At 64.9% G+C, this 12,697-nt stretch carries 12 protein-coding genes and 1 riboswitch; of the genes, 2 read left to right on the top strand and 10 right to left on the bottom strand.

What is annotated here, in order from left to right; all coding sequences use genetic code 11:
- Nucleotides 1–36: 36 nt before the first annotated feature.
- The 5 genes from AC5ZFO_RS30900 to AC5ZFO_RS30920 form a co-directional block, all read right to left on the bottom strand.
- A complete protein-coding gene (locus AC5ZFO_RS30900) occupies nt 37–2,457 on the bottom strand; it encodes an aerobic carbon-monoxide dehydrogenase large subunit (protein ID WP_282522022.1) in 2,421 nt (806 codons plus the stop codon).
- Nucleotides 2,454–2,954 (bottom strand): (2Fe-2S)-binding protein, encoded by a 501-nt coding sequence (locus AC5ZFO_RS30905; protein ID WP_282522021.1) that lies wholly within the window; start codon nt 2,952–2,954, stop codon nt 2,454–2,456. Before AC5ZFO_RS30905 ends, AC5ZFO_RS30900 begins: the two co-directional genes overlap by 4 nt.
- A gap of 11 nt (nt 2,955–2,965) precedes the next feature.
- On the bottom strand, nt 2,966–3,829 hold the full coding sequence (locus tag AC5ZFO_RS30910; protein ID WP_282522020.1) for an FAD binding domain-containing protein: 864 nt from the start codon (nt 3,827–3,829) through the stop codon (nt 2,966–2,968).
- Between the two features lie 230 nt (nt 3,830–4,059).
- A complete protein-coding gene (locus AC5ZFO_RS30915) occupies nt 4,060–5,262 on the bottom strand; it encodes an MHYT domain-containing protein (protein WP_282522019.1) in 1,203 nt (400 codons plus the stop codon).
- A 100-nt stretch (nt 5,263–5,362) separates the two neighbouring features.
- Complete coding sequence (locus AC5ZFO_RS30920; protein WP_282522018.1) at nt 5,363–5,920, bottom strand: 6,7-dimethyl-8-ribityllumazine synthase; 558 nt, start codon at nt 5,918–5,920, stop codon at nt 5,363–5,365.
- 74 nt (nt 5,921–5,994) lie between these two features.
- Nucleotides 5,995–6,170: riboswitch (FMN riboswitch) on the bottom strand.
- Nucleotides 6,171–6,557: 387 nt separating this feature from the next.
- Here AC5ZFO_RS30920 and AC5ZFO_RS30925 point away from each other — a divergent pair.
- A complete protein-coding gene (locus AC5ZFO_RS30925) occupies nt 6,558–7,058 on the top strand; it encodes a type III secretion system chaperone family protein (protein WP_028169834.1) in 501 nt (166 codons plus the stop codon).
- A 200-nt stretch (nt 7,059–7,258) separates the two neighbouring features.
- Nucleotides 7,259–8,083: a pyrroline-5-carboxylate reductase gene (gene proC / locus AC5ZFO_RS30930; protein WP_282522017.1), complete on the top strand. Its 825-nt coding sequence runs from the start codon at nt 7,259–7,261 to the stop codon at nt 8,081–8,083.
- Between the two features lie 136 nt (nt 8,084–8,219).
- Here the strand turns inward: proC and AC5ZFO_RS30935 are convergent, their stop codons facing one another.
- From AC5ZFO_RS30935 to AC5ZFO_RS30955, 5 genes are all read right to left on the bottom strand, one after another.
- The gene (locus tag AC5ZFO_RS30935; RefSeq protein ID WP_282522016.1) at nt 8,220–8,624 is read right to left on the bottom strand and encodes a thioesterase family protein; all 405 of its coding nucleotides are present in this window, start codon (nt 8,622–8,624) and stop codon (nt 8,220–8,222) included.
- 206 nt (nt 8,625–8,830) lie between these two features.
- Nucleotides 8,831–9,097 (bottom strand): tautomerase family protein, encoded by a 267-nt coding sequence (locus AC5ZFO_RS30940; RefSeq protein WP_282522015.1) that lies wholly within the window; start codon nt 9,095–9,097, stop codon nt 8,831–8,833.
- Nucleotides 9,098–9,152: 55 nt separating this feature from the next.
- Nucleotides 9,153–10,673 (bottom strand): histidine--tRNA ligase, encoded by a 1,521-nt coding sequence (gene hisS, locus AC5ZFO_RS30945; RefSeq protein ID WP_282522014.1) that lies wholly within the window; start codon nt 10,671–10,673, stop codon nt 9,153–9,155.
- A gap of 83 nt (nt 10,674–10,756) precedes the next feature.
- Entirely contained in the window at nt 10,757–11,281 is a 525-nt protein-coding gene (locus AC5ZFO_RS30950; RefSeq protein ID WP_282522122.1) for a YegJ family protein, read from the bottom strand.
- Between the two features lie 138 nt (nt 11,282–11,419).
- Complete coding sequence (locus tag AC5ZFO_RS30955; protein ID WP_282522013.1) at nt 11,420–12,502, bottom strand: branched-chain amino acid aminotransferase; 1,083 nt, start codon at nt 12,500–12,502, stop codon at nt 11,420–11,422.
- Nucleotides 12,503–12,697 lie beyond the last annotated feature (195 nt).

Below are 12,697 nucleotides of genomic sequence, written 5' to 3' on the forward strand. Positions count from 1 at the left end.
TGCTTCGTCGCTTCGCTCCTCGCAATGACGACAACACTACGCCACCGCCCCGAGATCCTTCGCCGCCTTCCAGTTGCGCCAGAAATCATGAGGCATCTGGATGTGCGTGGACCCTAAGAACGAGAACGCGTCGTTGACGGCATTGGAGAAGGCAGGCACGCCGCCGACATTCGGGCTTTCGCCGACGCCCTTGGCGCCGATCGGGTGATGCGGCGACGGGGTGACGGTGAAGTCGGTTTCCCAATGCGGCGTCTCCACCGCGGTCGGCATGAAGAAATCCATGAACGAGCCGGTGACGACGTTGCCGACGTCGTCGTAGCGGATCTCCTGGCCCATCGCGATCGCGAAGGCTTCGGTGAGGCCGCCATGCACCTGGCCCTCGATGATCATCGGATTGATGCGGGTGCCGCAATCGTCGAGCGCATAGAAGCGCCGGACCTTGTACACGCCGGTATCGACGTCGATGTCCATCACGCAAAGATAAGCGCCGAACGGATAGGTCATGTTGGGCGGATCGTAATAGCTAACCGCCTCCAGCCCCGGCTCCATGCCCGGCGGCACCGAATTGTAGGCCGCCCAGCAGATATCCTTCATCGACATGAATCTTTCCGGCAGACCCTTCACCCGGAAGCCGTCGATGTCGAATTCGAGATCGTCCTCGTGGACCTCGAGCTTGTAGGCCGCGATCATCTGCGCCTTGGCCTTGATCTTTCGTGCGGCCATGGCGATCGCGGCACCCGCGACCGGCGTCGAGCGCGAACCATAGGTGCCGAGCCCGTAAGGCGCGGTGTCGGTGTTGCCCTCCTCGACCATGATGTTGTCGGCGGGAATGCCGATCTCGGTCGCGATGATCTGGGCCCAAGTGGTCTCGTGGCCCTGGCCCTGGCTCTTGGTGCCCATCCGCGCGATGCCGGCCCCGGTCGGATGCATCCGGATCTCGCAGGAATCGAACATGGCGATGCCGAGGATGTCGCAATTCTTCGACGGGCCGGCGCCGACGATCTCGGTGAAGAAGGAGACGCCGAGCCCCATGATCTCGCGGGTCTCACCGCGCGCGAACGCGGCCCGCTTCTCCGCCTGCTCTTTCCGGAGCGCGGCGTAGCCGGTCGTCTCCATCATCTTGCGCATGGCGGTGTGGTAGTCGCCGGAATCGTATTCCCAGCCCAACGCCGAGTGATACGGGAACTGTTCCGGCTTGATGAAATTCTTCAAGCGCAGCTCAGCCGGATCCATGTTGAGCTTCTGCGCCAGAATATCCATGGCACGCTCGATGCAGTAGGCCGCCTCCGTGACACGGAACGAGCAGCGATAGGCGACGCCGCCCGGTGCCTTGTTGGTATAGACGCCATCCACCGCCAGATGCGCGGTCGGGAAGTCGTAGGAGCCGGTGACGATGTTGAAGAAGCCGGCCGGCCATTTCGACGGGTCGGCGCAGGCATCGAACGCACCGTGATCGGCGAGCACGTGAACACGAAGGCCTGTGACCTTGCCTTCTTTCGTCGCGGCGATCTCAGTCGTCATGTGATAGTCGCGCGCGAACGAGGTCGCGGTCAGGTTCTCGATGCGGTCCTCGACCCATTTCACCGGCTTGCCGGTGACGATGGAGGCCACCGCCGCGCAGATATAGCCGGGATAGGCGCCGACCTTGTTGCCGAAGCCACCCCCGATATCGGGCGCGATGACGTGGATCTTGTGCTCCGGCAGCTTCGCGATCAGCGCCACCACGGTACGGATCACATGCGGGGCCTGGAACGTGCCGTAGATCGTCAGCTCGCCCTTGATCTTGTCGAACGAGCAGACGCACTGGCAGGTTTCCAGCGGCGACGGATGGGTGCGGTGATAGGAAATCATCTCCTTGATCTTGACCTCGGCCTTGTTGAAGGCCGCGTCGGTCAGTTCCTTGTCGCCGACGGTCCACTCGAAGATGTGGTTGTCGTGCTTGCGCGGACCATGCGCGCCGGACATCTTGCCGACGAGATCCTCGCGCAGCACCGGCGCGTTCGCGTCCATCGCCTTGAAGGGATCGACCAGCGGGGCGAGAGGCTCGTACTCGACGATCACCGCGTTGATGCCGTCATCGGCCGCATAGCGGTCGGTCGCGACCACGAAGGCGACCTCCTGGTTCTGGAACAGCACTTTTCCGTCGGCCAGCACCATCTGCACGTCGCCGGCGAGCGTCGGCATCCAGGCGAGGTTGACGGTCTTCAGCGTCTCGGCGGTGATGACCGCGAGCACGCCGGGCACCTTCAGCGCCTCGCTGTCGTCGATCTTCTTGACGCGCGCATGCGGGTGCGGCGAGCGGACGAAGTCGCCATGCAGCATGCCCGGCAGCTTGACGTCGTCGACGTAATTGCCCTTGCCCTGCGTGAAGCGGATGTCCTCGACGCGCTTGCGCTTGCAGCCCATGCCTTCGAGTGCGGCGGTACGTTGTTCCCGCGTGGGAGTGAGGTCGTTCATTCTGCGGCCTCCTGGAATTCGACGCCGTTGATTTTTGCGGCGGCGTATTGAATGGCTTTGACGATGTTCTGGTAGCCGGTGCAGCGGCAGATGTTGCCGGAGATGCCCATGCGGATTTCCGGCTCGCTCGGCGAGGGATTTTCCTTCAGCAGCCGATGCGCGCGGACAATCATGCCGGGCGTGCAGAAGCCGCATTGCAGGCCATGCATCATGCGGAAGCCTTCCTGCAAAGCCGACAACGTGCCGTCGGCATTGGCCATGCCTTCGACCGTGGTGATGTCGCTGCCCTCGGCCTGCACCGCAAACATGGTGCAGGACTTCACCGACATGCCGTCGATATCGACGGTGCAGGCGCCGCAATGGGTGGTCTCGCAGCCGATATGGGTGCCGGTCATCTGCAGATTCTCGCGGATGAAATGCACCAGCAGCGTGCGCGGCTCGACGAGGCCTTCGACCTCGGCGCCGTTCACCTTCATGGTGACGTGTGTTTTGGCCATTGATCTCTCCCTTACTTCGCGACAGCAGCGGCGCGCTGCAGCGCGCGCGTCACCATGATGCCGCCGACATGTTTTCGGTATTCGACCGGTCCGCGCGCATCGGCGGCCGGTGCCATGATCGCTTCGGCGGCTGCTGCTGCCCTCTTCAGCGTGGCCGCATCGAGGCTGGTGCCGATCACGGCGTTGGCGGCATCAGTGGCGAGCAGCGGCGTTTCGTGGACGTTGGTGAGCCCGATCGAGCAGGTCGCGACCTTGCCGCCGGACATGGTGAGGACCACGGCGGCGGCGGCGGTGGCGTAGTCACCGACCTTGCGCTTGAGTTTTTCGTAGGCGGAGCCGTGGCCGGCCGCGGGCACGGGAACCGAGACGGAGGTCAGGATCTCGCCGGGCTCGAGCGCGGTGAAATAGGCGCCCTGGTAGAAGTCCGCGGCCGCGACGTCACGGGCACCGCCGGCGCTTTCGAGCCGGTAGCTCGCCCCCAAAGTCATCATCAGCGCCGGCATGTCATTGCCGGGATCGCCATTGGCGACATTACCGCCGATCGTGCCGCGGTAGCGCACCTGCGGATCGGCGATCAGCAGCGCCGCCTCGTGCAGGATCGGCATCGCCTTGGCGACGTCGTCGGAGGCCAGCAGCTCATGCTGGGTGGTCATCGCGCCGATGACGAGATTTTGGCCGTCGCGGCGGATGCCCTTGAGGGCGGCGATGCCGTGCAGGTCGATCAGATGGGCGGGGGTGGCGAGCCGAAGCTTCATCATCGGCACCAGGCTGTGCCCGCCGGCCAGGGGCCGTGCATCTTCGCCAAGGTCTGCCAAGAGCTTGACGGCATCGGCGACACTCGCCGGCCGGTGATAGCTGAATGAGCCTGGGATCATCATCTCCTCCTCGTCGTCCTCTGGCGCGTGACGGCGCGGACGTTGGAGGGGACGGTCACTCCCGGCAGGGCTGCCCGCAATCGTTGGGGCACGGAACATCGGATTTCGCACGAGTTGCGGCGGGGAACGCACGAATTGCGTCAGGGCTAGCGACGTTATGGCGCGGCGGCCACTTACCCTCCCCTGGAGGGGGACGGTAAGGAAGAGCGCGCCTCCCGTGCGGCCCGACTCTACGCCTGCCGCCTATTCGCCAGCCCCAGCCGCGCCTTCACCTCGGCGATCTTGGCCCGGCTCACCGGCACCCGGTGCGGCGACGGGCCGTCGAGCTCGAGCACGGCGCCATCGCCCTCTCTCCGGACCAGCGCGACATGGGGGATCGCGACGATATGGCTGCGGTGCACACGCAGGAACAGCGAGGGGTCGAGCTGGGCCTCGGCCTCCGAGATCGACCAGGGGCACATTCGCTCGCGGGTGCCGTCGTGAACACGGGTGTAGTGCGCATCGGCCCGGACGCTGCGGACATTGGCCGTCTCGATGAAGTGCGTGCCGTCGGCGCTCTCGACCGGCAACCGGGGAACCGGCGCGCGGGGCGGCTGGCCGAGACCGCCGAGCGGGGCCACCGGGCGCGGAGCTGCAGCCGGCGCAGCGATCAGTTCGATGGCGGCCGCCGCGACCGGCGAAGCAGGCGGTTCGGCAGCAACAGAGTTCGACGTCTGACGCCGTTGATCGGGAACCAGCGACAGCAGGAAGCCGGCTGCGATGACGAAGCACAGCACCGCAACGATGATCGACAGGATTTGCTGCGACGCGGCAAGACCGCCGCCGGCATGGTGATGCACCGCGCCGGTCAGCGGCTCGAAATGCATGCCGAGCATCGCCGTGTAATGCATGCCGGAGACGGCGATGCCAAACGCAACCGAGCTGACGATCAGCCGGACGCCCTCCTGCTGCGCCAGGAAGGCGCGCAAACCGCCATAGGCGGTGACGATCGCCACCACGACCGACAGCGCCACCATAGTCTTGTCGTGCACGATGCCGAAATGACCGGCGAGGCCGTGGATGCCGACATAATGCATGCTGGCGATGCCGACGCCGAGCAAAACGGCCGACGAGGCCACCCGCTTCAGGGACGGTTCGCCGATCGAGACAAAGAACAAGGAGATGCCGACCACCAGCGCGCAGATCAGGAACGAGATGATGGTGGGCAGGACGAGATAGACGGTGTCGGGCGGCAGCGGCGCGGCCAGCATGCCGACGAAATGCATGGTCCAGATGCCGACGGCCAGAAACGCAGCCGCACCCGCGAGCAGAACGCGGTTGCTGACGCCGGGCGTGTTGCGGATGCGAGCAGCAAGCGCAAAGCCGGTATAGCCACCCAGGCTCGCGATCACCACAGAGAGCGCGACGAGATAGGGATCGTGTCCTTCGAACATGATCTTGTCGGCCGCCCCGTCTCCACGGCCGGCCTCCTCCCGCCGCCGACTTTATAGGGACGGCGACGGGATTGACAATCAGCGGCGTGTGAGCGGACAGCTACACGATGCCCGCCGCGACCTGGCCGCGCAGGCGCTCAAGCCCGAGCAGTGTGTTGGCGCAGGCTTCCGCGACCTCGACGCCCTTGATCGCAAAGTGCCTGCGGAAGAAATCGTAGTGCACCTCGGTCTCGTGGAATTGCTGCGGCGTCAGCACGGCCGAGAACACCGGCACCTCGGTGCGGAGCTGCACGTCCATCAGCGCCTTGATCACGGTGTCGGCGACGAACTCGTGGCGGTAAATGCCGCCATCGACGACGAGGCCCGCCGCGACGATCGCGGTATAGCGCCGCGTCTTGGCGAGGATCTGCGCATGCAGCGGGATCTCGAACGAGCCCGGCACCTCGAACACGTCGACATGATTGAGGTGACGCGCGGCTGCCTCCTTCACGAAGGCGATGCGGGCCTCCTCGACCACGTCGTGGTGCCAGCAGGCCTGCACGAAGGCCACCCGCTGCGGTTTCGCGAAGCGCGGATGCTCGGGTGCCGGATCCTGCGGAACCGGCGGTTGGGTGACTTCGGAAGTTTCGGTTTGGGGGTCTTGCAACATCTGATTCATGGCTTTCCTTCAAAGGACCAGAATCAGGGCACACGGAACGACAAGCAGCCGCACCTTGCGATGCGTCTGCCACCGACCGTTCTCTTTCATCCGGACTTTAACCGTCGGCTTCGGAGTTGCACCGAATCTGCTGACCCTTCCCTTCGGCAAAATTCCTTTTCAGGAAGATCCTTGGGGGAAGGCGCTCGCGGGCTTGGGCCTTGCGACCCTTACCGCCGGTGGGGACTTTCACCCCGCCCTGAGAACATCGGCCGCCCGGGATGAACGGCCTGAGGCGAAATATGACGCCGGCCGGCGGCCGCAGCAAGCGTGTTCCGCATGAAAAACCGCATGGTCCCATGCCGCCATGACGGGTGTGACCTCGCCCGGCGGAATTAACGATTGGCGCGCCATCGGCGAATCCGATTCCGATTTGTTCTCATTCGTTAAGAATTGTGGCGGAGATGAGCTGTGGACGAACGAGTCCTGGCTTGTGGACGGACTCGGCAGCCAGTTGCGCAGATTCCGCAAATCACATCACTTGATCCGCGACAGGCTCGCGCTGATCCGAGGGGATCGCGACAGCGACGTTGAGGGAGCGCGCCGGGCCGACCGAGTGCGTATCAAAGACAACAAAAAGGCAAGAGGTCGAGACGGAATGTCCCTGCTCGAAGGCACTATCGATTCCAGAAATCACCCGCTCGCGGTGGTCGAGGACATCGCTGCCAGCAACAACTGGCCGTTCGAACGCTCCGGCGAAGACGAGCTCACGATTGTCTCCAAGGGACAATGGACCGACTATCAGATCTCCTTCACGTGGATGGGCGAGATCGAGGCGCTGCATCTGGCCTGCGCCTTCGACATGAAGATTCCGGTTGCGCGGCGGAGCGAAGTGCAACGGCTCGTCGCCGCGGTCAATGAGCAGCTATGGGTCGGCCATTTCGATCTGTGGACCAACACCGGCATGATCATGCACCGCCAGGCCCTGGTGCTGCCGGGCGGGCTCACCGCCTCGACCGCGCAATGCGAAGCCATGCTCGCCGGCGCCATCCATGCCTGCGAGCGCTACTTTCCCGCGTTCCAGTTCGTGGTGTGGGCCGGCAAGACCACCGCGCAGGCGATGGACGCGGCGATGTTCGACACGGTGGGAGAGGCGTAAGGCTCGCCTCGCCCTCCGCTGTCGTCCCGGACGAGCGCAGCGAAGATCCGGGATCCATACCGCGTGATGTCCCTTGTGGCATGCGGCTTGTTGCCACCACCTTCATCCACTAGAACCAACTGTGGTTATGCGACGAGCGCAAGCGCTCGCGCGGGGGTCCTCGCTTTCGCGGGGACGACAGCGAACGTGTGGCGGCAGCGATGGCAAACAGCACTCTCAAGAACATCACCGGCACCATCCTCCTCGCCGGCGCCGGCAAGATGGGCGGCGCGATGCTGACCGGATGGCTTTCGGGCGGGCTCGATCCGCGTCGCGTCGCGGTGATCGATCCGCACATCTCACCTGAGATCACCGCGCTTGCCGCCAACGGCGTTGCGCTCAATCCCGATGTCAAGGCCGCCGGCACGGTCGAGACTCTGGTCGTCGCGGTGAAGCCGCAGATGTTCCGCGAGGCCGGCGCCAGGCTGAAGCAATTCGTCTCGGACAAGACCTCGGTGGTCTCGATCATGGCGGGAACCACGATCGCATCGCTAGAAGAGGTCTGCGGTGGCGCCGTGGTGCGCGCGATGCCGAACACGCCGGCCGCGATCGGCCGCGGCATCACGGTGGCCGTCGCGGCGAAGAACGTCAGTGCCGCTCAGCGCGCCGTGGCCGATGCGCTGCTGCGTGCGACCGGCTCGGTCGAATGGGTCGAGGATGAAGGCCTGATGGATGCGGTCACCGCGGTGTCCGGCTCAGGCCCCGCCTATGTGTTCCTGCTCGCCGAAGAGCTCGCGCGCGCCGGCGTCGAAGCCGGACTGCCCGAGGCGCTGGCGACGAAGCTTGCACGCGAGACCGTCGCCGGCTCTGGTGAACTTCTGCATCAGTCGGAGCTTCCCTCCAGCACGCTGCGCCAGAACGTCACCTCGCCCGGCGGCACCACGGCCGCGGCACTCGGCGTGCTGATGGGCGAGCCGGGCCTGCGCGATCTGATGATCCGCGCGATCGCGGCCGCGACGAAGCGGTCGAAGGAACTGGCGAAGTAAACAAGTGCCGTAGGGTGGGCAAAGCGGCTTGTCCGCCGAAGCTCGACGAGCGAAGGCGGAAGCATGCCCACCAACTTCGTTCGCGATCCCGAAAGGATGGTGGGCACGGCGCTTCGCGCCTTTGCCCACCCTACGACTACAGTTTCGAGCCTGCGGCCAGCCGCTTGTTGAACATCTCGACATTCACGAGCCCGCGCGCATGGCGGCCTTCGCCGAGCCTGCGCGTGCCCTCGAACGCCTCGACCTCGAAGCGGATGACGCGGCGCTCGACTGCGACCACCTTCGCGGTGGTCCGCACCGTCGCACCGACGAGAGCGGCTGCGAGGTGGCGAATGTCGACTTCGGTGCCGACGGTGACCCAGCCCGGCTGAAGCGCGGCGCGGATCGCATCGCCCGACGTCATCTCCATCTCCAGAATCATCATCGGCGTCGCATAGACCATGGGCATGCCGGGCACGAAATGCCCGACCGTCCGCTCAGCCGGCACCACCAGCGTGCGTTCGGCGCTCATGCCGACCTTGATGAAGTCGCGTGCGTCCATGGGGGCCTCAAACTCCGCTGTCGTCCCGGACAAGCGCAGCGAAGCGGAGCGCTGATCCGGGACCCATAACCACAGGGAGTAGTTTGGCGAAGACTCGGAGTTACCAGCTCGCCAAATAACCACTCCCTGTGGTTATGGGTCCCCGCTCCCGTGCGCAATTGCGCACTAGGCGGGGACGACAGTTGTGTTTGCCGAACCAGCCGAAACTATTTCTTCGCAGCCGCCGCGCGCTCAACAAAGGTCTTGCCGCCCTTCATCTTGTGGCGGAGCGGGGCTTCGTTGATCTGGATGACGACGGCGTCGGCATCGACGCCGAGATTCTTCACCAGGGCCTGGGTGATGTCGCGCATCATGCCGGCCTTCTGCTCGTCGGTGCGGCCTTCGGCCATGCTGACGGTAATCTCAGGCATCGTCTTCTCCCTGCTGCGTTCGTCATGCCCGGGCTTGTCCCGGCCATCCACGTTCTTTCCCATCAAACAGGACGTGGATGCCCGGGACAAGCCCGGGCATGACGCTGCTTGCGAATGGCTAGCCCCAGCTCACGTCATGGCGCGCGAGGACTTCACGCACTTTTGCGACGAGGTCGGCTTCGCTGCACGAGAACTGCGCCGGGCGGCTCTCGCGCCACTCCTGGTTGGAGGCGATGGCGGCGGCGGCCTTGGCGCCTTCGATCAGATCCTTGATCTGCAGCTCGCCGCGCGCCTTTTCATCCGAGCCCTGGATGATCACGCAAGGTGAGTTGCGGCGGTCGGCATATTTGAGCTGGTTGCCCATGTTCTTGGGATTGCCGAGATAGAGCTCGGCACGAATGCCGACTGCGCGCAAGGACGCCACCATCTTCTGGTAGTCGGCGACACGGTCGCGATCGAACACGGTGACGACGACGGGGCCGAATTCGGGCCGCGTGTCGAGCTTGCCGAGCAGCGTCAGCGCGGCCTGAAGCCTGGACACACCGATCGAGAAACCGGTCGCCGGCACCGGCTCGCCGCGGAAGCGCGAGACGAGGCCGTCGTAGCGGCCGCCACCACCGACCGAGCCGAACCGCACCGGCCGGCCCTTTTCATCCTTGGTCTCGAGCAGCAGTTCGACCTCGTAGACGGGGCCGGTGTAATATTCGAGGCCGCGCACGACGGAGGGATCGATCTTGATGCGGTCTGCGCCATAACCCGACGCTGTCACCAGTCTGGCAATCTCTTCCAGCTCGCTGACGCCGGCCTGACCAATCTCGCTCTTGGCGAGGTAAGTTTCCGCCGCGGCGATCGCGTCTTTCCAATCGTCGCGCGGCTTGGTGATGGCGAGAACGACGTCAGCCTCAGCGGGGCTCAAATTGGCGCCTTTCGTGAAGTCGCCCTTGCCTTCTTCGCCGCCATCCCATCGTCCGGGACCGAGCAGCTTGCGCACTTCGTCGGCGGAAAACTTGTCGAGCTTGTCGATCGCGCGCAGCACGGTCAGCCTGCGCGCGGCGTTCTCGTCACCGCCGAGCCCGATGGCTTCCAGAACGCCGTCGAGCACTTTTCGGTTGTTGACCTTCACGACATAGGAGCCGCGCGCAATGCCGAGCGCCTCCATCGTGTCTGCGGCCATCATGCAGATCTCGGCATCCGCCGCCGGCGTCGCCGAGCCGACCGTGTCGGCATCGAACTGCATGAACTGGCGGAAGCGGCCGGGGCCGGGCTTCTCGTTGCGGAACACGTAGCCGACGCGGTAGCTGCGGTAGGGCAGGACCAGACCGTCGGTGCCGTATCGCTCGCCGACATAGCGGGCGAGCGGCGCGGTCAAATCGTAGCGCAAGCTGATCCACTGCTCGTCATCGTCCTGGAACGAGAACACGCCCTCGTTCGGCCGGTCCTGGTCGGGCAGGAACTTGCCAAGCGCATCGGTGTATTCCATCGCCGGCGTTTCCACGGGCTCGAACCCGTAGAGCTCGTAGACGGCGCGGATCTTCTCGACCATCTCGCGCGTCGCCCGGATCGCCGAGGGATCGCGATCCTCGAGCCCGCGCGGCAGGCGCGCCTTCAGTTTCTGGGGTTTTTTGGGTTTCTCGGCCATGCGCGGCGTTTACCAGCCGACGCGGGAGGCGGCAACCGGAGTTCGCTTTACCTCGCCCCGCTTGCTGGGAGAGGGTAAGAGACTTACGGCTGCTCCATCCGGGCCCTCAGCGCTTCCGCATCCGCCTTTGGCAGCGACTTCAGCGTCGGCTTGATGGTCTCGCCGCCGACGATCTTGCCGTTGCGCATGAACATCCAGTCTGAAATGTCCGCTTCGCTGAACTTGACCGCGTCGCCGGCCCGCTTGCCCGGCAGATCGCGCGGCTCGTTGGCGAAGAGGCCCGAATAGGTGCCGTTCGGCAGCTTTTTCACTTCGCCGATCCAGATATGCTCTCCGCCTCTGCGGGTCGAAAAGCGCACCTTCAAGGCGTGCCCGGTCTCCGACGGCTTTGGCGCGTCATAGGACGCCCAGAAGGTCGGAAGCGTGCCGCGGGCGCGCGCGATCGCGGTGTTCATCTCGGGATCGGTGGTGCGCACGTCGACGATCGGCGAGCGGTCTTGTGCGACGACCTCCGGCATGGGCCCGATGGTCAGGATGCCGAAAACGCTGACGCCGGTGATTGCGGCGAGAACGATCCACTTCAGCGGTTGGGAGAGTTTTGTTGCCATGTTCACGATGTCCAGGATGCTTCGATGTCTCCTGGCTTTGTCGCGTGTCGGCAGCCACACGTTCATGGCGCGAAAAGCCACAAACATTGCGCGTTTCCCCTCTCCCTCGCGAGAGAGGGGAAATAATCTCAAAGCGTCTCAAAGCACCTTCTTGATCCAGTTGTGCGGATCGTTGGTGCGGCCGTACTGGATGTCGATGAGCTGCTTGCGCAGGCCCGTGGCGACGGGGCCGGCGGCGCCGCCGCTGATCTCGAAATCGCCGCTCACCGAGCGCACCTTGCCGATCGGCGAGATCACGGCAGCGGTGCCGCAGGCGAACGCTTCCTTGAGCTTGCCGCTCGCCGCATCCTTGCGCCACTGGTCGAGCGAGTACGGCTCCTCGCGCACCGTCTTGCCGGCATCCTTCGCGAGCGCGATGATGGAGTCGCGGGTGATGCCGGGCAGGATCGTGCCGAGCGGCGGCGTCGAGAGCGAGCCGTCGTCGAACACGAAGAAGACGTTCATGCCGCCGAGCTCCTCGATGTAGCGGCGCTCGACCGCGTCGAGGAAGACGACCTGATCGCAGCCGTGCTGGATCGCTTCGGCCTGCGCACGCAGGCTCGCGGCATAGTTCCCACCGCACTTGACGGCGCCGGTGCCGCCGATCGCGGCGCGGGTGTAGTTCTCCGACACCCAGATCGAGACCGGCGCAGGTCCGCCCTTGAAATAGGAGCCAACCGGAGAAGCGATCACCGCGAAGATGTATTCGGACGACGGCTTGACGCCGAGGAAGGTCTCGCTCGCGATCATGAAGGGGCGCAGATAAAGGCTGCCCTCGCCGCCCGGCATCCAGGCGCGATCGATGCGCACGACCTGCTCGACCGCCTCGATGAAGACGTCCTCTGGCAGCTGCGCCATCGCCATGCGGTCGGCGGAGTCCTTGAAGCGGCGCGCATTGGCGTCCGGGCGGAACAGGTTCACGCCGCCGTCGTCACGCTTGTAGGCCTTGAGGCCTTCGAAGATTTCCTGGGCGTAGTGCAGGACCGCGCCGGCCGGATCGAGCTGGAAGTTGGCGCGCGCCTCGACGCGTGCTTCGTACCAGCCGCCCTTGGCCTGGTTGTAGCGGACGATCGCCATGTGATCGGTGAAGACCCGCCCGAAGCCGGGATCCACCAGCTTGGCGACGCGGTCCTTCTCGGATGTCGGATTGGATGCGGGCTGGATGTCGAATTTCATACTCATGTCCTTGCCTCCCGCTGCCGGTAGCGGCGCTGTTCTGGCGCCCGCCTGCCCTGTTCGGGCCCGGCTGGCTTGATTAGGTTGTGGCTGGACCGCCGCCAGCCTTGTTACGGCCGGTTTCCGTGGCCAGCATGTCGCCGAGGACATGCTTTTGCGGAAGGCGGAAGTCCAGTATGTTTTGCCGAAATGCCGCTCGAC

This window comes from Bradyrhizobium sp. Unk1 (assembly GCF_059512345.1).